The sequence below is a fragment of the Pseudomonas sp. SG-MS2 genome (assembly GCF_009933855.1).
In the GTDB taxonomy this organism is placed as follows: domain Bacteria; phylum Pseudomonadota; class Gammaproteobacteria; order Pseudomonadales; family Pseudomonadaceae; genus Aquipseudomonas; species Aquipseudomonas putida_E.
On sequence record NZ_MOMO01000243.1, the window covers coordinates 24,459 to 43,310 of the forward strand.

The 18,852-nt window shown below is 60.9% G+C and carries 23 protein-coding genes; all 23 read left to right on the plus strand.

Features of this window, described 5'->3' with window-relative positions; translation table 11 throughout:
• Positions 1 to 100 precede the first annotated feature (100 nt).
• A complete protein-coding gene (locus BLX42_RS22735) occupies positions 101 to 379 on the plus strand; it encodes a DUF2076 domain-containing protein (protein WP_161872699.1) in 279 nt (92 codons plus the stop codon).
• 173 nt (positions 380 to 552) lie between these two features.
• Positions 553 to 885, plus strand: coding sequence for a phage holin, lambda family (locus tag BLX42_RS22740; protein WP_054830717.1), 333 nt, complete (start codon positions 553 to 555; stop codon positions 883 to 885).
• Positions 886 to 935: 50 nt separating this feature from the next.
• Positions 936 to 1,100, plus strand: coding sequence for a hypothetical protein (locus tag BLX42_RS26620; RefSeq protein ID WP_168216573.1), 165 nt, complete (start codon positions 936 to 938; stop codon positions 1,098 to 1,100).
• Positions 1,097 to 1,531: a proteasome subunit beta gene (locus BLX42_RS22745; protein ID WP_161872700.1), complete on the plus strand. Its 435-nt coding sequence runs from the start codon at positions 1,097 to 1,099 to the stop codon at positions 1,529 to 1,531. The genes BLX42_RS26620 and BLX42_RS22745 overlap by 4 nt, the downstream gene beginning before the upstream one ends.
• A 9-nt stretch (positions 1,532 to 1,540) precedes the next feature.
• Positions 1,541 to 2,092, plus strand: a complete 552-nt coding sequence (locus tag BLX42_RS22750; protein ID WP_019751355.1) for a hypothetical protein — start codon at positions 1,541 to 1,543, stop codon at positions 2,090 to 2,092.
• Positions 2,070 to 2,588 carry a hypothetical protein gene (locus tag BLX42_RS22755; protein ID WP_161872701.1) on the plus strand — a complete coding sequence of 173 codons (519 nt, stop codon included), beginning with the start codon at positions 2,070 to 2,072 and terminating at the stop codon, positions 2,586 to 2,588. Before BLX42_RS22750 ends, BLX42_RS22755 begins: the two co-directional genes overlap by 23 nt.
• Before the next feature lie 2 nt (positions 2,589 to 2,590).
• On the plus strand, positions 2,591 to 4,081 hold the full coding sequence (locus BLX42_RS22760) for a terminase (RefSeq protein ID WP_161872702.1): 1,491 nt from the start codon (positions 2,591 to 2,593) through the stop codon (positions 4,079 to 4,081).
• On the plus strand, positions 4,081 to 5,532 hold the full coding sequence (locus BLX42_RS22765) for a DUF4055 domain-containing protein (protein ID WP_161872703.1): 1,452 nt from the start codon (positions 4,081 to 4,083) through the stop codon (positions 5,530 to 5,532). The genes BLX42_RS22760 and BLX42_RS22765 overlap by 1 nt, the downstream gene beginning before the upstream one ends.
• On the plus strand, positions 5,459 to 6,553 hold the full coding sequence (locus BLX42_RS22770) for a minor capsid protein (protein WP_161872704.1): 1,095 nt from the start codon (positions 5,459 to 5,461) through the stop codon (positions 6,551 to 6,553). Before BLX42_RS22765 ends, BLX42_RS22770 begins: the two co-directional genes overlap by 74 nt.
• Before the next feature lie 113 nt (positions 6,554 to 6,666).
• Positions 6,667 to 7,440: a hypothetical protein gene (locus BLX42_RS22775; RefSeq protein WP_161872705.1), complete on the plus strand. Its 774-nt coding sequence runs from the start codon at positions 6,667 to 6,669 to the stop codon at positions 7,438 to 7,440.
• Positions 7,441 to 7,443: 3 nt separating this feature from the next.
• Positions 7,444 to 8,421: a major capsid protein gene (locus BLX42_RS22780; protein WP_047934281.1), complete on the plus strand. Its 978-nt coding sequence runs from the start codon at positions 7,444 to 7,446 to the stop codon at positions 8,419 to 8,421.
• A 47-nt stretch (positions 8,422 to 8,468) separates the two neighbouring features.
• On the plus strand, positions 8,469 to 8,906 hold the full coding sequence (locus BLX42_RS22785) for a HeH/LEM domain-containing protein (RefSeq protein ID WP_161872706.1): 438 nt from the start codon (positions 8,469 to 8,471) through the stop codon (positions 8,904 to 8,906).
• Between the two features lie 3 nt (positions 8,907 to 8,909).
• Positions 8,910 to 9,287: a hypothetical protein gene (locus BLX42_RS22790; RefSeq protein ID WP_161872707.1), complete on the plus strand. Its 378-nt coding sequence runs from the start codon at positions 8,910 to 8,912 to the stop codon at positions 9,285 to 9,287.
• A gap of 3 nt (positions 9,288 to 9,290) precedes the next feature.
• Positions 9,291 to 9,683 carry a hypothetical protein gene (locus BLX42_RS22795; RefSeq protein ID WP_161872708.1) on the plus strand — a complete coding sequence of 131 codons (393 nt, stop codon included), beginning with the start codon at positions 9,291 to 9,293 and terminating at the stop codon, positions 9,681 to 9,683.
• Position 9,684: 1 nt separating this feature from the next.
• Positions 9,685 to 10,359, plus strand: coding sequence for a hypothetical protein (locus BLX42_RS22800; RefSeq protein WP_161872709.1), 675 nt, complete (start codon positions 9,685 to 9,687; stop codon positions 10,357 to 10,359).
• Positions 10,356 to 10,772: a phage tail terminator-like protein gene (locus tag BLX42_RS22805; protein ID WP_161872710.1), complete on the plus strand. Its 417-nt coding sequence runs from the start codon at positions 10,356 to 10,358 to the stop codon at positions 10,770 to 10,772. The genes BLX42_RS22800 and BLX42_RS22805 overlap by 4 nt, the downstream gene beginning before the upstream one ends.
• A complete protein-coding gene (locus tag BLX42_RS22810) occupies positions 10,769 to 11,221 on the plus strand; it encodes a phage tail tube protein (protein ID WP_161872711.1) in 453 nt (150 codons plus the stop codon). The genes BLX42_RS22805 and BLX42_RS22810 overlap by 4 nt, the downstream gene beginning before the upstream one ends.
• 187 nt (positions 11,222 to 11,408) lie before the next feature.
• A complete protein-coding gene (locus BLX42_RS22815) occupies positions 11,409 to 11,936 on the plus strand; it encodes a KilA-N domain-containing protein (protein ID WP_161872712.1) in 528 nt (175 codons plus the stop codon).
• A gap of 66 nt (positions 11,937 to 12,002) precedes the next feature.
• Positions 12,003 to 12,659: a phage tail protein gene (locus BLX42_RS22820; protein WP_161872713.1), complete on the plus strand. Its 657-nt coding sequence runs from the start codon at positions 12,003 to 12,005 to the stop codon at positions 12,657 to 12,659.
• Positions 12,660 to 12,701: 42 nt separating this feature from the next.
• Positions 12,702 to 13,082 carry a phage tail assembly chaperone gene (locus BLX42_RS22825; protein ID WP_161872714.1) on the plus strand — a complete coding sequence of 127 codons (381 nt, stop codon included), beginning with the start codon at positions 12,702 to 12,704 and terminating at the stop codon, positions 13,080 to 13,082.
• A 47-nt stretch (positions 13,083 to 13,129) separates the two neighbouring features.
• Complete coding sequence (locus BLX42_RS22830) at positions 13,130 to 13,396, plus strand: DUF1799 domain-containing protein (RefSeq protein ID WP_161872719.1); 267 nt, start codon at positions 13,130 to 13,132, stop codon at positions 13,394 to 13,396.
• A 94-nt stretch (positions 13,397 to 13,490) separates the two neighbouring features.
• Positions 13,491 to 13,895 carry a hypothetical protein gene (locus tag BLX42_RS22835; RefSeq protein ID WP_161872715.1) on the plus strand — a complete coding sequence of 135 codons (405 nt, stop codon included), beginning with the start codon at positions 13,491 to 13,493 and terminating at the stop codon, positions 13,893 to 13,895.
• A 95-nt stretch (positions 13,896 to 13,990) separates the two neighbouring features.
• Positions 13,991 to 18,852, plus strand: a 4,862-nt coding sequence (locus BLX42_RS22840) for a phage tail tape measure protein (RefSeq protein WP_161872716.1), incomplete at its 3' end; no start/stop codon positions are given.

Below are 18,852 nucleotides of genomic sequence, written 5' to 3' on the forward strand. Positions count from 1 at the left end.
GTGCGAGGAGTAAGGGTTCTTTTTGTTGATGCTCGTTGTTAGCGTCTTTTCACTCTTGGCCTGGCAGGATCGCTGGGCCTTTTCGTTCTTGGAGATCAGCATGAAGAGCGAGTACCGCTGCCTCGTTGAGGCGATCATCTGCTGCGAGCAAAAACTGAGAGAGGCCAAATCCCTTCAGCGCGATGCTCAGGAAAAACTGACCCAGGCGGATGGCTTCGTTTTCTATCAAGAGGCCAGTCTCCGTGAAAGCGAACAGAGACTGGCAGAGCTTGAGTCGAGGATGTGTGCGGGTGAAACTCCCTCACTTCAGGTTGAGCTCAAGGAAATCAATGCTTCTCTGAAGCTCCTATGTCGTGAAGTGATGCGACCAGAAGCCTAGAGGCCAAAGCGTTCGATATTTGTTTTTGCCATGGCTCCATCCGTCGTCACGCTGTAGGGGCATCGACGATAGCATGGGGCCATATTTTTCTTATCTCTGCACTTGCCTGCCCGGTCCCTAAATAGGGACTCACCTGACCTTTTCTTCTTGCCGCCCCTCAGGGGATATCGAGTATGTCCAACATGCCAGACAAACCAGACACCTGGGCGATTGCTCTTGCGTGGTTGAGCCAGCATTCGCCCCTCCTGTACGCGGCAGGCCTTTCCTGCGCCATGGCTGTCCTGCGAATCACCTACGGAGGTGGCACCCGTCGCCAGATGCTGGTCGAGGGTGCGATCTGCGGCGGCCTGACCCTGACGATCATCAGCGGCCTGGAGTTCTTCGGCCTGCCGCAGAGCATGTCCACGTTCGTAGGTGGATGGGTCGGCTTCCTCGGTGTCGAGAAGGTGCGCAACATTGCCGACCGCGTCACTGACTTCAAACTGCCGGCCCGCAAGGCTGATTGATCCGCGCCACAAATTCGACATGCGCCGTTTCGTGGCGCGAGGACAGGCAAATGGCATCGGTCACCGTGCGCATCGCTTGCCGCCATAAGTGGTGGCTCAAGTACTACCTGGCCGGCGTCCTCGTCATGGCCAGGCTGACTGGCCGAGAACCATGCCCTGAGCGCTTCAGCTACTGGGTGGGGCGCGGCATCAAGATCGAGGTTCAACCTGAATGACCACCATCGCCTACAAGGACGGCGTGATCGCCTACGACTCGCAGATCACCCGGGGGGATGTAATCACCTACGACGACTATGAGAAGTGCATCGAGCAGGGCGGCGTAAAGTTCTTCTGCTCGGGCGCCGTGCCCGACTTCCAGCGCCTGGTTGATGCGTACTTCGGCGCCAAGCCGGATGGAAACATCGACGCAACGGCGCTCGTCCTTGATGGCGAAAGCCTGATGATGGTCGCCGTTGATGACGCCACGGGGCTTTGGAAGTCACCAGTCTTGCTTGATCGACCGTATGCCATCGGAAGCGGAACGCCATACGCATTCGCTGCGATGGACATGGGCGCATCTGCCGAGAAGGCCGTCGAGATGGCTGCAAGGCGCGATACCAGCACTGGCGGCAGGGTTCGGACAGTTAGAGTCGACCGCGACCAATAAGGATTCACCATGAGCACCAAGCAACCCGACTGGGAGGCGATTTACGACAACTGCGCGAAAGCTGGCATTCCTGGTGTTGTCTATCACCATCTCAACAGAGGAGGCGAGGCTTTCTTGTCCGGTGTCTTTCGTGGGCTTCTCGCTGCAGCTGATGCGCACTTGAAGATCTTCGACGGTCAGGTGCCCGAGATCATCGAGGCCATTCCCGAGTTCAGTGTTCCGCGCGGTCGAGTTGACTATCTGCTGATCCACGTTGACGGGTCCATCACGGTTTGCGAACTCAAGGATGGATCGAAGGGAAAGCAGCATGTTCTTTCCGGGCTCGGACAGTGCATTGCCTATGCAGTGCAGGTGGGCATGGCTCGGGCCGGAATTCCCATCATTCGCAAGGCTCTTGTGTTCTCCTCATGGGGGAGGGCGGACGAGGAGCTTCTAGTTATCGACGCGTGTCGATCCGCTGGCGTTATCGCGGTGCCTATGGGCTCTGAGGAGGCGCACCGAGATTCGGCCATGCGCTTCATCGAAGGGTACATCGGCAATGGCATCGAGAAAGTCCATTGACTGGGAGTCTGTAGAGTCCTCGTATCGTGCTGGGTCGCCATCCATTCGGGCGCTGGCCGACGCTCACGGCCTTACAGAGGGAGCTATACGCAAGCGCGCAGCGAAGGAAGGCTGGGCTCGCGACCTGACTGAAAAGGTCAGGATCGCCACCAAGGAGAAGCTGGTACGCACGAAAGTACGCAGCGAAAGTACGCAGCGCACTGACGCGGAAATTGTCGAGGATGAGTCTGAGCAGCGTGCTGGTCTTGTTCTCGCTCACCGAACTGGCCTGGCCAACTGGCGGGCGATTGCTGACAAGCTGTCTGTGGCTCTGGCAGAGATTGATGTCAACGAAGAGAACCTGGGCGACTTCTCGCGTGCACTGAACGCCGGCGTTGATGCCCAGCTCAAGGTGATCAAGGGCGAACGCCAGGCCTATAACCTCGACGCCGAGGAGGGTGACAAGACGGTCGATACCCTGGCCAGCCTGATGGATGAACTATCGAAGGATGCCTGACCATGAAGCCCGAGCACCTGAAACTGCTTCGGGATCGGTTCTGGCGGCTGAATAACCTGTACTTCATCACGGACAAGCAGGGAAAGAAGGTCCGCTTCCGCATGACGCAGGAGCAGGTCGATTACTTCCAGGGGATGCACACCCGGAACATCATCCTCAAGGCCCGGCAGTTGGGGTTCACGACCTTGGTCTGCATCGTCCAGCTGGATGCCGCGCTGTTCGAGGCGGCCAAGTGCGCTTTGATCGCCCACACCCTGAACGACGCCAAGCGCCTGTTTCGGGAAAAGGTGAAGTACGCCTATGACAACCTGCCCAAGGAGATCAAGGCGGCCAACCCGGCGCGCAACGATGCAGCCGGCGAGCTGGTGTTCAGCAAGGGCGGGTCGCTGTACGTGTCCACGTCTTTCCGGGGCGGTACGCTGCGCTACCTGCACGTTTCCGAGTTCGGGAAGATCTGCGCCAAGTTCCCGCACAAGGCTCGGGAGATCGTCACCGGTGCATTCGAGGCTGTGGCCGCTGAGTGCTTCGTCACCATCGAGTCAACGGCTGAGGGCCGGGCCGGTTACTTCTTCGACTACAGCCAGTCTGCCGAGAAGCAGCAGCTGTCTGGTGTGCCCCTGGGCCTGCTCGATTGGAAGTTCTTCTTCTTCAGCTGGTGGCGTAACCCGCTGTACTGGCTGGATCCGACCGACGTCCTGATCCCGGACCGCTTGACCAAGTACTTTGACGACCTGGTCGAAAAATACGGAATCGCCACCAATCCAGGCCAGCGCGCCTGGTACGCCGCCAAGGAAAAGACCCTCGGCGACGACATGAAGCGTGAATACCCGTCGATCCCTGCCGAGGCATTCCAGCAGACGATCGAGGGCGCCTACTACGCCAAACAGTTCACCAAGCTCTACGCCGCCCAGCGCATAGGCAAGCTGCCCGACAACAGCCACCTGCCGGTGCACACCTTCTGGGATATCGGCGTGGGCGACTCTACCGCCATCTGGTTCGTCCGGATCGTGGGCGAGGAATTCCACGTCATCGACTTCTACCAGAACAGCGGCGAAGGCCTGCGGCACTACATGAAGGTGCTGAAGGATCGCGGCTATGCCTACGGCGAGCACTGGGGCCCTCACGATATCGATAACCGCGAATTTGGTAGCGACGGCAAGACCAGGCGCGAACTCGCCCGCGAGGGCTATGAGATCGACGGTGAGAAGTATCGAATGATCTTTCAGGTCGTCCCGAAGCTCGGCGTAGACGAAGGCATCGAGCAGGCGCGCGAGATCCTGCCCAACTGCGCTTTCGACGAGGCCAAGTGCAGTGAGGGCATCACCGCCCTGGAGAGCTATCGCAAGGAATGGGACGACAAGCGCGGGTGCTGGAAGGACAAGCCGCTCCACGACTGGTCCTCGCACCCGGCTGACGGGTTCCGCTATTTCGCCGTTGCCATGGCGCGACGTAAACGCACAGGCGGTGTCCGCCGCATCGGAGGTTTGGCGTAATGCCTGTTCAATCCACCAATCCAGACTACGACGCTCACATTGAAGAGTGGCGGATGATGGACGACGCCCTGGAGGGTGAGGGCGCCATCAAGCGCAGTCCGCGGAACCTACCCAAGCCGAGTGGCATGGTCGAGGCCGAGAAGCTTGATGGCGCCGGCAATGCCTACCTGTACCAGAACTACACCGCCCGGGCCCAGTACGAACACTGGGTGCGGGATTCGCTGCGCTCGATGATGGGCCTGGTCTCGCGGTTGATTCCCGAGGTGAAGCTGCCTGCGGGCCTGAAGGGCCTGGAGGACAATGCCACGGCTGATGGCTTTGGCCTGACCCAGCTTTTCCTGCGGATCGTGCGCCAGGCAATTTCCCATGGCCGGGTGCCGCTGGTGGTCAACATTGACGACGCAGGCCAGCCGTACTTCGCCACCTATGCAGTGCGCAACGCCATCAACTGGGATACTGCCGACCAAGGCGGCCGGCAGGACCTGGTGCTATCTGTCTTCCGCGAGTTCAGGCGCAAGGAGCAAGACCGCTACAGCCACGAATGCGAGACGGTCTACCGTGAGTTCTACATGGACGGCGCGGTCTGCCGCACAGGCGTGCGCAACGAGGCTGGCGAGCTGATCGAGGACGACCGTCCGCTGGGTACCGTCGACGGCAGCAACAACCTGGTGCGCGGCCTGGACTACATCCCGGTCATCTACTGCGGCTCCACCGACAACTCGCCGGACGTGGACGAGATCCCGCTGCTGACCATGGCCCGGGCCGCGCTGAAGTCCTACCAGCTCAGTGCCGACTACTTCACCTCGCTGCATCAGACCAGCCACCCGCAGCCGTGGGTGTCGGGCCTGGACGAGAGTGTAGAGCTAAGCGTGACCGGACCGTCGGCGGCCTGGGATCTCGGGCCGAAAGGCCAGTGTGGATACCTGGAGTTCCAGGGCGCCGGCATCGAAGCCGTCCGCACAGCGATGGAAGACCAGAAGAACGCGGCCCTTGAGGCCGGCGCCAAGGTCATGGACGTCTCCGGCACGGAGTCGGGCGAGGCCCGCAAGACCCGTCAGAACGACCAGCACGCCACGCTGCACAGCATCGTCATCACGGCGGCAGCGGCCATTGAGCAGGCCCTGCGGTACGCGGCGGAATGGACTGGCTATAACCCAGACGAGGTCGTCTTCACGGTCAAGCCTGAGTTCGTGACCCCAGAGGTCGATGCCCAGGTCTTGGCAGAGCTACAGAAAAGCGTCATGGCCGGCACGATCAGCGCCGAAACCTATTGGCAGTACCTCACCACCGGCAAGCTTCCCGAGCACCCCTACGACGAAGAGGCCGAGCTGATCGGCGACGATCACGGCGCGGGCGGTGTCAACTTGGATACAGACGATGGCGACGAAACCGGAGCAGACGGCGGACGAGAAGCTACTGGAGCAGGTAAGCCGCCACTCGGTATTGCTTGAGCGGCTCAAGGCCGGCGAGGTCAGGAAGTTTGAGACCTACCTGCGCCGGGCTGATACCCATGTCCGTGACCAGCTCACCCGCAAGGAACTGACTACATACGGCCGGAGCCGGCTTGAGGAGTTCCTGGGGCGGGTAGGGGGCAAGCTGCTGGAGATCTACAAGGCCTTCAGTGACCGAATGCAGTCCGACCTGGTGGATATCGCGCAGTACGAGGCAGCGTTCGAAGGCCGTAGCCTGGCCAAGGCGCTGCTGATCGATGCGGCCATGCCGGCAGATTCGCTGCTCAGGGCGGCGATCAACATGCAGCCTCTGCAGGTGGCCGGTGTCGATGGCGGCAAGCTGCTGAAGTCCTTCCTGACCGGATGGACGCGCACCGAGTCGGACAGGGTAACCAACGCCATCCGGATGGGTGTCGTGCAGGGCCAGACCAATGCCGAGATTACCCAGGCCATACGCGGTACCGCCGCGCAGAACTTCACGGACGGCGTGCTGGCAGTCACGAATCGGAGCGCCAGGGCAGTGGTCCAGACCGCAGTCCAACATGTGGCCACCACGGCGCGCATGGAAACACTCAAGGCCAATGCCGAAGTGGTGCCGGGCTATCGGATCGTCGCCACGCTTGACCGGAAAACCAGTCCGCAGTGCCGGAGCCTGGATGGCCGCGAGTACGAGATGGGCAAGGGCCCTCTGCCCCCGTTCCACATCCACTGCCGAACCACCATCACGCCGATCACCAAGTTATCGGCGCTGTTTGGTCAGGGTGCTACGAGAGCTTCCGTTGGCGCAGATGGCGGCGCCCAGGTCTCAGCAAGCCTGAGCTACTACCAATGGCTTAAAACGCAGCCAGCGGCCTTCCAGGACGCCGCGCTGGGGCCGGTGCGCGGCAAGCTGTTCCGCGATGGCGGGCTGACGGCCGAGCGCTTCGCCGCGCTGCAGCTGGACAAGAACTTCAAGCCGCTGACGCTGGACCAGCTCGAAGAGCTGGAGCCGCTGGCGTTCGAGCGGGCAGGGATCAACTGATCCGCGCCACGAAACTTCGGGCCACCCTTTTGTGGCGCGTATTCCAGGCCTCGCTATCGCGGGGCTTTTTCTTGCCCGCCAGGCGGGCCAACCAATCCCAAGGGGATAGCCACATGCCTTTTGACTTCGATCCGGCCGCCCACGGCCTCACCCTGGACGAGACCCAAGCCGCAGCCCTCAAAGAGGCGCTGGGCGGCAAGGTGCAGGAATACGTGGACAAGGAGGTTTCTGGCCTCAAGTCCAAGAACACCGAGCTGCTGGGCTCCAACAAGACAATCAAGACTGAGCTGGACAAGCTGAAAGGCCAGTTCGACGGCCTGGACCTCGAGGCAGTCAAAGGCCTGCTGGCCAAGGCCGGCCAGGACGAAGAGACCAAGCTGATCGCCGAGGGCAAGCTGGACGAAGTCATCAGCCGCCGCACCGAGCGCCTGCGCACCGACCTAGACAAGCAGGTCAAGGCCGCTAACGAGCGTGCGGACAAGGCCGAAGCCTTCGCTGCCAAGTACAGCGACAAGGTGCTGGCCGATTCCATCCGCGCTGCCGCCATCAAGGCCGGCGCACTGCCCGAGGCTGCCGAGGACATCATCCTCCGCGCCCGAGGCACCTTCAAACTGAGCGAAGACGGCGAGCCTGTCGCCACTGACCGTGCCGGCGAAGTCGTGTACGGGAAGGACGGCAAGACCCCGCTGTCTCCCCTCGAATGGGCGGAATCGCTGCGCGAGACCGCTACCCACCTGTGGCCAAGGGCTCAGGGTGCCGGGCAGACCGGCGACAACGGTGGCAAGGCCACGAAGAAATGGGGCGAGTACACCGAGACCGAGCGCGCCGCGATGGCTCGTGACAACCCCGACGCTTTCAAAAAACTCCAAGCCACCCGAGGAACCTAACCCATGGCTTCTACCCAACTGTCGGACATCTTCGTTGCCGACTACTACGGCACTCTGGAGCCGGTAAATTCCCCAGAAAAGACCGCCGTCTATGAGTCGGGCATCATCACTCGTTCCGCGACCCTGGACGGCATCGCCAAGAACGGCCAAGGCACTTCCGAGATCAGCTACTGGCAGGATCTCGACGCCGATGAGGCGCCGAACATCTCCAACGATGACCCAGATGACCTGGGTGAGGTTGGCAAGGCAGAGCAGGGCAGCATGCGTGCCCGGACCCTGTATCTCAACAAGGGCTACGGCGTTTCCGACCTGACCGCGGAGCTGGCTAACTCCGAGCCGATGCAGCACATCCGCAACCGCTTTGGCACTTACTGGACCCGCCAGTGGCAGCGTTACCTGATGGGGGCGGCCCGCGGCGTTATTGCGTCCAACATCGCCAACAACGGCGGCGACATGGTGAAAGATGCGGGCGCATCGATCAGCGCAAACGCCTTCCAAGATGCTGCCTTCACCGCTGGTGACGCCGCCGACATGTTCGCTGCGATTGGCGTGCACTCGGTCGTGATGAACCAGATGGTGAAGCAGGACATGATCGAGTACCTGCGCGACTCGCAGGGCAAGATCATCCTGGCCACCTACCTGGGCAAGCCGGTGTTCATGGATGACGGCCTGATCTACGCGCCAGGCCAGTACCTGTCGCTGTTCTTCGGCCAGGGCGCATTCGGCTACGGCGAGGGTAGCCCGCACATGCCGGTCGAGATGCAGCGCAAGCCGGACGGCGGTAACGGCGGCGGCGCAGAAGTCCTTTGGGAGCGGAAGACCTACATCCTGCAACCGGCCGGCTTCAGCTGGAAAGGCAGCAACAGCCAGAACCTCAGCCCGACTGCCACCCAGTACGCCAGCGCCGCGAACTGGGAGCGTGTATTCGACCGCAAGCAGGTTCCTTTCGCCGCGGTCATCAGCGGCACCGCCACCCCGTGACCAATCGAGGCAGGGCGCCAACCTGGCGCCCTGCTCAGGAGAACCCCATGAAAGTCATCTACACCGACAACCCGGGCCGTGAGCGTGGCGTCTGCTACCGCCGCCTGGATCAGTTCTTTGGCGTGATCGATGGCGCGACCTCGGTGTCCGTGCAGGGCGATGCCCCTCACATCAGCGAGGCCTACCAGCGGCAGGGCATCAGCGTGAGCGAGATTGAGGAAGGCCTGCGCCTGGATGGCCCTACCGTCGCCCAGTGGGTGGCGGAGGGTTACAAGGCGTCGACCTATCCACCGAACGGCTACGTCTCGGTCAGCAGCCAAGCGGAGATCGACAAGGCGATCGAGGAAGAGGGTGGCGGCGGTTCCGAGACCGATCCTCACAAGATGAAGGTCCCGGAGCTCAAAGAGTGGCTGACGGCGCAGGGCATCACCTTCGATCCAGCTCTCAACAAGCCCGAGCTGCAGGCCCTCATCCCGAAGGAATAAGCCATGACCGACTTCATCACCGTCGCTGACGTCGACCAGGCGCTCGGGCAGGGCTGGGCCGGTACCGGTGATGCGGTCCTTGCTGTGGCCATGGCCAACGCCTGGCTCACGGCCAAGATCAAGCGCCCTGTGCCGACCCCGGTGCCGGATGCAATTGTGACCGCCGGCGCGCAGGTGGCCAAGCTGGCTGCGGCCGGCCAGCTCTACAAGGACACCCAACGCGAGGTGCAGAGCAAGTCGGTGTCTGCTCAGTCCGGCACCTCGACCAGCAAGACCTATGTCGCGGGCTCCGTCGATCGTTCCGCTGGCGAGAACTTCGCCCTCGACCTCATCGCTCCATGGATCCGTCGATCCGGCACCGTAATGCTCAAGAGGATCTGACCTATGGGCATGCGCGAAGAAATTCAGGCCGAGCTGGCGGAAGCGTTCGACGATCCAGACGGCCTGGCCGATGCTGTGAAGCCTGTTGCAGGGAGCCGCACGGTCAAGGGCGGATATGACCCTGAGATCGGCGGTACCGTCCCTGCCTCAACCATCCATTACACCGGGCGAGGTTTGTTCGGCAGCTACTTGGCCAAGGAAATCGACGGCTCGCGCATCCAGACCGAGGACGTGAAGCTGCTGGTGCTGCAGAACGAGCTGTTCGAAGAGCAGGCCGGTGCTGTCTCCGATGTCCCGGTGGCGCCCAAGATCGGCGATCAGGTGAGCGGCTATCGCGCGCTCAACGTATCCGAGGACCCGGCCCAAGCGACCTGGACCATCCAGCTGAGGAAGTGATATGGCTCGCGGATCACACATGGCCCAGCGGTATGGGGGGCAGCAGGGCGGCTTCGCAGAGGCTATCAGGGCATTCGCCGAGCAGGCGGAGCAAGCCCTGGACGCCGCCTTCCGCGAGATTGTGATCGAGATCGGCAGTAGCGTTATCCGCATATCGCCGGTAGGCAACCCTGAGATATGGGCGGCCAACGTGGCCCATCGGGCCAAGGCAACCAGAGCCGCCGATGACTACGACTTCAAGGTTGCCGTCCGCAACACCTTGATCAACCTCAATCAGAACAACTTCACCAAGACCGGCAAGCTTCGCAAGGGTGTGAAGTACGCGAAGCCCCTGACCAAGACCGAGCGTGTGCAGAACTTCGCTGTGAACGGGTTGGTTGCAGGCCAGGGCTACGTCGGCGGGCGGTTCCGGGGCAACTGGCAGTTCTCTATCGACTCTCCGGCGACTGAGGAGCTCGACCGCATAGACCCGTCGGGCAGCGAGGCTATTACCGCTCTCATCACCCAGGTGCAGGCGCTGACCATCGGCCAGACGGCCTACATCGTGAACAACCTGCCGTATGCCATCTCACTGGAGTACGGCCACTCCACTCAAGCGCCGCACGGAATGGTCCGGGTGACCCTGGATAACTTTCAACGCATCGTCGACGAAGCCGTCAGGAGAAACCAGCTATGAGCCACGCACGCGCCCGAAAGGCCATTGAGGACAAGCTGGCCTCTTGGGCCGCTGCGCGCCCGATCCGGGTGGCGCATATGGAAGAAGGCTTCGAGGCCCTGCCCGACGAAACCTACCTGCGCGCTTTCCTGCTGCCAGCAAGCACTTCCTGTCGTTATCTGGGAGGTGATGCCTACGAGTATCGGGGCATTTACCAGGTCAGCATCATCTGCCCGGCTGGCCAGGCCATGGGTACGGCTGAGGCCATTATCGACGAACTCTCCGGCCTGTTCCTCATTGATACCCCTCTCAGTCGCAACGGCTTCGAGGGCATGATCGTCGAGCCAGTAGAGCAGGGGCCGACCATTACCGAGCCATCGGTCTACACGATCCCAACAAGCTTCACTTACCTCGGACAAGCGGAGGCGCCATGACACGTCGAATCCCGCTTCCCAACGGTACCACGACCTGGGTTACAGGGAAGGTCGACCAAGTACAGTTCAGTCTGCCGCCAATGAGCGACTCCAGTTGGATAGAGGTAAAGAAGGTCACCACACCATCACATTCGGGTGGTGATGAGCGTTTCGCAACCTTTGTTCCGCTGGGGCAGTATGAGGATGTCAGCGTCCCGACTGGGCGTGATCCCATCGATATCGACCTGCCGGTAGAGGATGCCGAGGCCGCAGCTTACCTGGCCACGATCGACAAAGGGCGCGACACCCGCGTTGCGCTGGGGTGGCGGTTCACGCTGCCATCCGGCGTCCACATTGCCTGGGCCGGATATGCCAGCGGCGGCCTTATGCCGCAGATGGAGCGCAACAACCTGATGGTCCGCAACTATCGAATCCGCGTCATCGGATCGCCAAAACGCATCAGCTCCTGACGTTCTTCGCCGCAAGGCAACCCTGCACGCAGCCTAGGCCCCGTACAGCCAAACGATGGATGTTCGTTCATCCGTCCGCCCCGGCTGCGTTTCTTTTCAGGTCACAGCTAGGGGGCACCCGAAAGCGCCTTCCCTGGGGCGTTGCTGTGGCCGATCTATTCCCCAGGGCTCATCGCAGGGTATGAATATGAACAACGTTATCCCACTTCACTATCGAGGCCATCCCGTGCGCTTCAATGCTGACGGCTGGCTCCATGCAAGCAAGATTGCTGAGCGTTTCGGCAAGCGACTGGATCGCTGGCTGGAAAACGCTGGCACTCTCGAGTATGTCCAGGCCCTTGATGAGGTGATCTCTGGACAGGAAACCGAAATCGTAGATACCCGGAAATCCGGGTATGTAAAAACCAGCCGCGCACGGGTAGATCGTGGTGGCGGCACCTGGCTTCATCCGAAGCTAGCCGTTGCGTTTGCTCGATGGTGCGACCCGAAGTTTTCTGTTTGGTGCGACCTTCACATTGACGCACTCCTGCGCGGCGAGCTCAACGAGAAGCAGCAGTTCGACCGCGCCTGCAAGGCCTTGGGCGATGCCAAGCAGATCGCCAGCCTGAGCGGTCGAGAGCTGGCCCGCTGGCGGAACAAAAAGCCAGGCCTGGAGCACCAGGTCGAATACTGGCGCGATCAACTGCAAATGACCCTTGGCCTGGACGCCGCTTAGGCCGCCCACTGATATCACCAATCACCCGCCATGAGCGGGTTTTCTCGTTCCACAGGAGTAATCCCCATGGCTACACGCATTGCCCTGCCAAACGGCAGCACCTTCCAGATCGCCGCGACGTTCGGTGCAGCCAAGCCCATCACCACCATCACCAACGCCAACCCGGCCGTGGCCACTTCCGCCGCACACGGTCTCATCGATGGCGATTTTGTCCTGCTCGAAGCCGCTTGGGGACGCCTGGATGGTCGCGCTGTTCGCGTTGCGGATCAGGATGCCGACACCTTCACGCTCGAAAACATCAACACCACCGACACCGCCTTCTATCCGGCCGGCAGCAACACTGGCAAGTTCCAGGAAGTGTTGACGATGACAGAGATCACCAAGATTACCGGCGTCACCACCAGCGGTGGCGAGCAGCAGTTTCTGACTGTCGGTTACCTGGCTGACGACGATGACCGTCAGTACCCGACCAACCGCAACCCGATCAGCATGCAGCTGACCGTGGAAGACCAGCCCGCCGCGGCTTACGTCTCGGTTGTCGAGGGGTTCACCGACAGCAAGCAGCAGACCGTCGCGATCCTGACCCTGCCGAACAAGGACCAGATCGTCTACCCAGGCTTTGTCTCGATCACCGACACCCCGACCCTGGAGCGTAATGCGCTGATGACTCGGACCATTACCTTCTCCCTGTCTGGTCGCCCGATTCGCTACTTGGCCGCCTAAGCGCGGCCCAGCCCTCTCTCATCGCCTCAAGGAACCTGATTCATGGCCAAGATTTCCATCCTGCAGAATCCTACCTTCAAAGCTGACGTTGAAATTCCTCGCGTTGGCGACAAGCCGGTCAAGGTGCAATTCGTCTTCAACTACCTGGATCGAGACAAGCTGGCGGACTTCACCGATGCCGGCCTATCCAGCAGCAAGGAGGTCCGCGAGCTGCTGGATAAGGACCCGACTGTCCGTGAGGTCACCGCGAAAATTCTGGATCACCAGATCGAACAGCTACAGACCATCATTGCCTCCTGGGGCTTCGAAGAGGAGCTGAACGAGTCGAACCTACGCGCTCTGGTCGGGTCGGCAGCGTCTGTTCCAGAAGCGATCCTGATCGCCTATCACGGCGCATACAAGGCTGCCCGCGAGGGAAACTGAGCGAGGTAGTCCAGGCCCTCTACACTCCTCCGCCAGACGCAGAGTCACTGGCGGTCTTCGGCCTCAAGCCAGAGGACTGCCAGCAGGCCGTGGAGCTGTGGGATTGCAACGTGCAGTCCTTTGCCGTGTTCGAGGCGATGGGCACCCAGTGGCGAACCGGCATGAGCGGCGCCACGGGCCTGGACTACCAGGCGCTGCCAGTGGTCATGGGGCTGCTTGACGTTGAGCAGGACCAGCATCAGGTCATCTTTGCCGACATCCGCGTGATGGAGCAGGCGGCGCTCAGGACGATGGCGGATAGCCGGGAGGAGTAGGGCGCTAAAGCCTGGCAGGAGCCGAACCCCGTCAACTCGGGTTTTTGGCGCTGGCGGTTTGCTATCCTGCGATCCTTTCACCAAGGAGAGTCGTATGGAAACCGATGAGAAGAAGTGCCCGCTTTGCGCTGAAGTCATCAAATACGAAGCAGTAAAGTGCCGTCACTGTGGCGAAATGCTCAATGCAGGCACGCCGGCCAGCGTCAAGCCCAAGGCGTCTGGAGGTGGCACTGTCGGCAAGGTGATTATGTGGCTAATACTTGTCCCGGTTGGGCTGCTGCTTTTCATGCTTGCCCTTGGCGCAATCCTGAAAAGCACAGAAACTCCTGAGTCCATAGAGAAAGACAAGGCCAGAATTGCTATCGAACTTTGCTGGAAAGATGTCGACGACCAACTTCTCGATATATCGACCAGGCGTTTTGCGAGGACGCTTTGCCAAAAGCTAGCTGCTGAATATGAGTCGAATTATGGTCGATCATCATCCATCCGTAAGGAATGAGCGCAGATTGAAAGAAAGTTAACAGCCGCCTTCGGGCGGTTTTTTGTTTTATTTGGACCGGCACAGCGCCGGTTTTTTATTGCCCGGAGAAAGGCATGACGAACTTCGCCCAGCTTGGCATTGAGGTAAAATCCGAGTCGGCAGTGCAGGCAGCTGACGACCTGAACAAGCTGGTTGACTCCGGGAAATCGGCTGAAGATTCCGCCAGGCGAGTTGGTGCGGCTTGGGAGAAGGCAGTCTCTGGGATCGCCAGTGACACCTCGCAAGTTGTTCAAGAGCTTAAGCTTCTGAATGCTCGCCAAGACTCTACCGCGCAGCTGATGGCAAAGCTGGCGCAGTCGGTCACAGATGCTTCTAAGGCCTTCACGACTGCTTCGGTCGGCGCCCAAACAATGGCTGCCGCAGAAGCGAAAGTCGGGGAGTCAGCTGAACAGGCGAAGTCCCGTTTACTGGCTCTCGCTACCGCCGCTGTGGATTCAGCAAAGTCGCAAGAGGTGATGAGTCGCGCTTACGAGGCGACCGCAGGAAGCGCAGCTGCTGCGATGCGCGCTCAGCTTGACCAGGCTGCAGCGCAGAGCCGATCTGCTCGAGTGGCTGCCACAGCAGCAGCCGAGCAAGAGCAACTGGCAGCGGCGGAGCGCAAGGCAACGGGAGCCACTTCTGATCAGGCCAGGGAGCTTGAGAAGCTCCTGGGTGCCATTGACCCGACCATCGCGGCATTTGCTCGCTTGGAGAAACAGCAGGAGGACCTGGCCAAGTTCAGGAAGAGCGGCCTGCTTCCCGAGGATGATTTCAACGAGTACAGCGCAAAGCTCGATGCGGCTCGCAGTTCCCTTGGTGGGTTTAGCGATGGCCTGGGCAAGGCAGGGGTCAGCGCTAAGCAGACGGCTGCCGCCATGCGCATGCTGCCAGCTCAGTTCAGCGACATTTTTGTAAGCCTGCAAGGTGGCCAGGCGCCGCTTACGGTGTTCCTGCAGCAGGGCTCTCAGATCAAAGATTCGTTCGGCGGCGTTGGCGCCGCGGCGCAGGCCATGGGCGGATACCTCGTTGGCCTGGTCAACCCGCTGACAATTGCCGGCGCCGCCGTAGCTGCGCTGAGCCTTGCCTACTACCAAGGCTCCGAGGAAGCTGATGCCTATCGCCTGGCCATTCTGGAAACCGGCAATGCGGCCGGTGTGAGCGTTGACCAACTCTCCGGCATGGCTGAGCGCGTTGGCGATGTCACCGGGAAAACGTCGAGCGCAGCTGCAGCGCTGGCTCAGATTGCCAGCAGCGGCAAGATTGCTCGCGACATGTTCGAGCAGGTGGCTGTCGCCGCGATTGACTATGAAAAGGTCACCAGCAAAGCGGTATCCGAGACGGTGGCCGAGTTTGCCAGGCTGGGCGAAGACCCGGCGCGGGCGGTTGTTGATCTCAACAATAAGTACAACTTCCTGACAGCCTCGGTGTACGAGCAGGTACGCGCCGCTCAAGAGATGGGCGAGAAGGAGGCTGCTGCCGCGATTGCCCAAGAGGCTTACGCCAAGGCGCTGACTGAGCGAGCTGCCAAGGCCAAGGAAGATTTGGGATATATCGAATCTGCGTGGAACAGCATCACTGGCGCCGCAAAGCGCGCATGGGATGCAATGCTCGACATAGGCCGAGAGGATTCGCTAGAAGAGAAGATCACTGATCTTCAAGAGAATATTTCCAAGCGCGAAAAAAATGGCTTTACGATCGAGCCGTATAAAGACCAGCTAACAATACTTCAGAAGCAGCTGGATCTTAGAAATGCCAATGCTAAAGCAGAAGGAGATATGGCGCGCACTCAGCGCGAAGGGCAGGCTGCCTACGAGGCAATCCAAGCGGATGGGCTGAGTAAGCGCGACAAGATGCTAAAAGCGCTGGAAGCCAAGCAGATCGAATTTGCAAAGGCTAGGGCAGCCGGCTATGCCGTCACGGCAGAACAGGAGGAGAAAGCCCTCAAGAAGATTCGCGAAAGCCAGACCTACAAAGAGACCGATGGGGTTAGAAGTCCCGTCAATCTCTCCACCTTCAACGAAGCCGAAAACGCGCTGAAGTCCCTGGTCTCGAACTACCAGAACTCAATGCGCGTGTTGGATGCCTCGCTGAAGGCTGGTGTCATCACCCAGCAGGACTACACCCAGCAGAAGTCGGCCTTGATCGACAAGGAACGCACTGACGTAGAGGAGGGCTACAAGTCCCAAATCACGGCATTGCAGGCACTTGCTGACAAGTCCAGCACCACTGGCGCTCAGCGCATCCAGATCGACCAGCGCATTGCCGACACTCGCCAGAAGATGACCCAGTCCTTGCAGAAGCTGGATGCAGATCAGCAAGTGCTGAGTTTGCGGTCTCAGGAGCGGATGGCGAAGGAAACGGCGGCTATTGAGGCCTATGGCCAGGCGCTGGAAGACAGCCTGCAGCGCACCCAGGATTCGTTGGATCTTCAACTTGCCGGGTTTGGTCTTGGCGAGCGCTCCCGACAGCAGCTTCAGGAAATGCTCAAGATCCGCCAGGACTATGAGAAAGACCTGGAGAAGCTGGAGCGAGACCATCGCCTCAAGCGCATCAGTGACAATGAGTATGGTGGCCAGAAGAAGGAGCTGGAGAAGTGGCTTTCTGAGCGCCTCAAGCTGCAGGAGCAATACTACGCGGACGAGGATGCGCTTCGCGGCGACTGGCAGAACGGCGTCTCCCGCGCTTACAACAGCTACATCGAAGAAACCAAGGACATTGCTGGTCAGACGGAGAATCTGTTCTCCAATGCGCTTGGCGGCATCGAGGACGCGTTTGTCAACCTGGCCACGGAAGGCAAGCTGTCTTTCAAGGACCTGACTGACTCGATCATTGCCGACCTGGCCAGGATGGCAACCAAGGCTTACATCACTGTGCCGCTGCTCGGTGCGCTGGGGCTTGGAGGTTCTACGCCGGGTGGTGGCGGATCGATCCTGGGTGGAGGTGGAGATGGCAGCGGTGGCCTGGGCCTGTTTGATATGGCTTCCAAGGCCTACGGCGTGGCCACCTCTGGCTTTGGCAGTGCTGTCTCTGCTGGCTGGAGTGCTGGTGAAGGCTTCCTGGGCGGCATGCAGAGCGCGATCAGCGGTGGTTACAACTACATCAGCAATGGCCTGAGCGGTCTTTTCTCAGGCGCAGGGACCGTTCAAGGTGGCGCCGGAGTCATGCTCGACGGTGCTGGAAACATCGTGAATATGAACCCCGGCACAAGCGCCCTGGGCGGCGCGATGGCAGGTATTGGCGGGGCGCTCTACGGCTATGGCCAGTCAGGCCTAAAGGGTGCCGCTACCGGGGCGGCAGGTGGCGTCGGTGGTTACTACGCGGGGGCTGCAATTGGTTCGCTTGCCGGGCCGATCGGCACCGTCATCGGCGGAATTGTGGGATCGGCGCTGGGCGGCATGCTTGGCGGCTCGCTGTTCGGCGGCGACTGGGTCACCAAGGACACCGGCCTTTCGCTGGCAGTTGAAGATGGCGACTTCCTCGGTAAGCGGTACGAGTACCAGAAGAAAAAGGGCGGGCTGTTCAGCTCGAACAAGAAGCGCACTCGCTACTCGGCGCTTGACCCGGAAACCCAGGCCGCCCTGGACGCGACCTATGACGCCACCGAGGGCTCGGTCCTCGATCTGTTCGACCGTCTCAATGTCGAGCTGAATGATGGCGTGCTCGATGGTTTGAATATCGGCGCGCAGAAGATCAGCACGAAGGACAAAACGGCTGAGGAGATCCAGGCCGAAATCGCCAAGTGGTTCGGTGGCGTGGCCGACTCGATGGTTTCTGCTGTGGATGCTGCTACAGCAGCTGGCCTTGGCGGTTACAACTTCGAAGGCCTCACCGCGTTCGTGCAGAACCTGGAGGGCGTCAACGAGGTTGTACGCTACTTGAACGTCGGCATGTACGACATGTCCGTGGCGGGCGGCAAGCTGGCTGAGCAGCTGACGGCGATTGCGGGCGGGCTGGATGTGTTGCAGAGCAATGCTGCGACCTATTACGGCGCGTTCATCAGCGAGTCGGAGCGCATGGACGATACGCTCGATGCCGTCACCCGGGCGTTTGTTGCAGCGAACCAGACGCTGCCAGAAACCCGTACCGGCTTCCGCGACATGGTCGAGTCGATCGATACGACCACCCAGGCGGGCATGGGAATGTTCGCCACGCTGATGGCGCTGTCGGGCCAGGCCGCCACGTACTACGACATCCTGGAGCAGCGGGCGAATGCCGCCGCTGTAGCAGCTGCGCAGAGCGCGAACGACAGTGTGAATGCCGCCTTCGCAGCCATACAGCGCGCTGTGGCTGCTCAGCAGAAGGCGATCAGCAAGTCGCTGGCGGACGCCAACAGCCGCATCAGCGACCTGACTGGTATCAGCAACGCCCTGGGCAGTGCACTGAAGCAGTTGCGCGGTACCGGTGACGATGCCGTGCGCATGCTCCGCAGCCAGGCCCAGGCCACGCTGCAGTCGGCGCTGGCGATCGCCAAGGCAGGCGGCAGCTTGTCCGGGTTTGCCGGCCTGACGGACGCCCTGGACGTGCTGGGCTCCAACAATACCGACCTGTACGGGTCGCTGGAGGAGTTCAACCGGGACCAGGGCCGCACTGCGAACGCCGTCGCGGAGCTGAACAAGCTGAACGGCAAGCAGCTGTCTGCCGCTGAGAAAAGCGCTCTGGCAATGCAAGCCCAGCTGGATGCACTGGACGCCCAGCTCGAGTTCGCTCAGGCCCAGGTGGATGCGCTCAACGGTATCGACAACTCGGTGAAGTCGGTTGCCGAAGCGGTCAAGGCAATGAACGCTTCCGTCGTTGCCGCCTTGGCAGTGCAAGCTAAAGGTGCTGCCCAGGCGAACACGCCTCAGAACAACCGCACGATCATCGATACCATCTACCAGTCGGTACTTGGCCGTGGCACGGAGGGTGACGAGGCGGGGGCGGCGTTCTGGGCCAATGC

Excerpts from the sequence above, each read along its gene's own strand:
- BLX42_RS22735 (WP_161872699.1), top strand. The coding sequence starts at position 101 with ATGAAGAGCGAGTACCGCTGCCTCGTTGAGGCGATCATCTGCTGCGAG.
- BLX42_RS22740 (WP_054830717.1), top strand. The coding sequence starts at position 553 with ATGTCCAACATGCCAGACAAACCAGACACCTGGGCGATTGCTCTTGCG.
- BLX42_RS26620 (WP_168216573.1), top strand. The coding sequence starts at position 936 with ATGGCATCGGTCACCGTGCGCATCGCTTGCCGCCATAAGTGGTGGCTC.
- BLX42_RS22745 (WP_161872700.1), top strand. The coding sequence starts at position 1,097 with ATGACCACCATCGCCTACAAGGACGGCGTGATCGCCTACGACTCGCAG.
- BLX42_RS22750 (WP_019751355.1), top strand. The coding sequence starts at position 1,541 with ATGAGCACCAAGCAACCCGACTGGGAGGCGATTTACGACAACTGCGCG.
- BLX42_RS22755 (WP_161872701.1), top strand. The coding sequence starts at position 2,070 with ATGGCATCGAGAAAGTCCATTGACTGGGAGTCTGTAGAGTCCTCGTAT.
- BLX42_RS22760 (WP_161872702.1), top strand. The coding sequence starts at position 2,591 with ATGAAGCCCGAGCACCTGAAACTGCTTCGGGATCGGTTCTGGCGGCTG.
- BLX42_RS22765 (WP_161872703.1), top strand. The coding sequence starts at position 4,081 with ATGCCTGTTCAATCCACCAATCCAGACTACGACGCTCACATTGAAGAG.
- BLX42_RS22770 (WP_161872704.1), top strand. The coding sequence starts at position 5,459 with ATGGCGACGAAACCGGAGCAGACGGCGGACGAGAAGCTACTGGAGCAG.
- BLX42_RS22775 (WP_161872705.1), top strand. The coding sequence starts at position 6,667 with ATGCCTTTTGACTTCGATCCGGCCGCCCACGGCCTCACCCTGGACGAG.
- BLX42_RS22780 (WP_047934281.1), top strand. The coding sequence starts at position 7,444 with ATGGCTTCTACCCAACTGTCGGACATCTTCGTTGCCGACTACTACGGC.
- BLX42_RS22785 (WP_161872706.1), top strand. The coding sequence starts at position 8,469 with ATGAAAGTCATCTACACCGACAACCCGGGCCGTGAGCGTGGCGTCTGC.
- BLX42_RS22790 (WP_161872707.1), top strand. The coding sequence starts at position 8,910 with ATGACCGACTTCATCACCGTCGCTGACGTCGACCAGGCGCTCGGGCAG.
- BLX42_RS22795 (WP_161872708.1), top strand. The coding sequence starts at position 9,291 with ATGGGCATGCGCGAAGAAATTCAGGCCGAGCTGGCGGAAGCGTTCGAC.
- BLX42_RS22800 (WP_161872709.1), top strand. The coding sequence starts at position 9,685 with ATGGCTCGCGGATCACACATGGCCCAGCGGTATGGGGGGCAGCAGGGC.
- BLX42_RS22805 (WP_161872710.1), top strand. The coding sequence starts at position 10,356 with ATGAGCCACGCACGCGCCCGAAAGGCCATTGAGGACAAGCTGGCCTCT.
- BLX42_RS22810 (WP_161872711.1), top strand. The coding sequence starts at position 10,769 with ATGACACGTCGAATCCCGCTTCCCAACGGTACCACGACCTGGGTTACA.
- BLX42_RS22815 (WP_161872712.1), top strand. The coding sequence starts at position 11,409 with ATGAACAACGTTATCCCACTTCACTATCGAGGCCATCCCGTGCGCTTC.
- BLX42_RS22820 (WP_161872713.1), top strand. The coding sequence starts at position 12,003 with ATGGCTACACGCATTGCCCTGCCAAACGGCAGCACCTTCCAGATCGCC.
- BLX42_RS22825 (WP_161872714.1), top strand. The coding sequence starts at position 12,702 with ATGGCCAAGATTTCCATCCTGCAGAATCCTACCTTCAAAGCTGACGTT.
- BLX42_RS22835 (WP_161872715.1), top strand. The coding sequence starts at position 13,491 with ATGGAAACCGATGAGAAGAAGTGCCCGCTTTGCGCTGAAGTCATCAAA.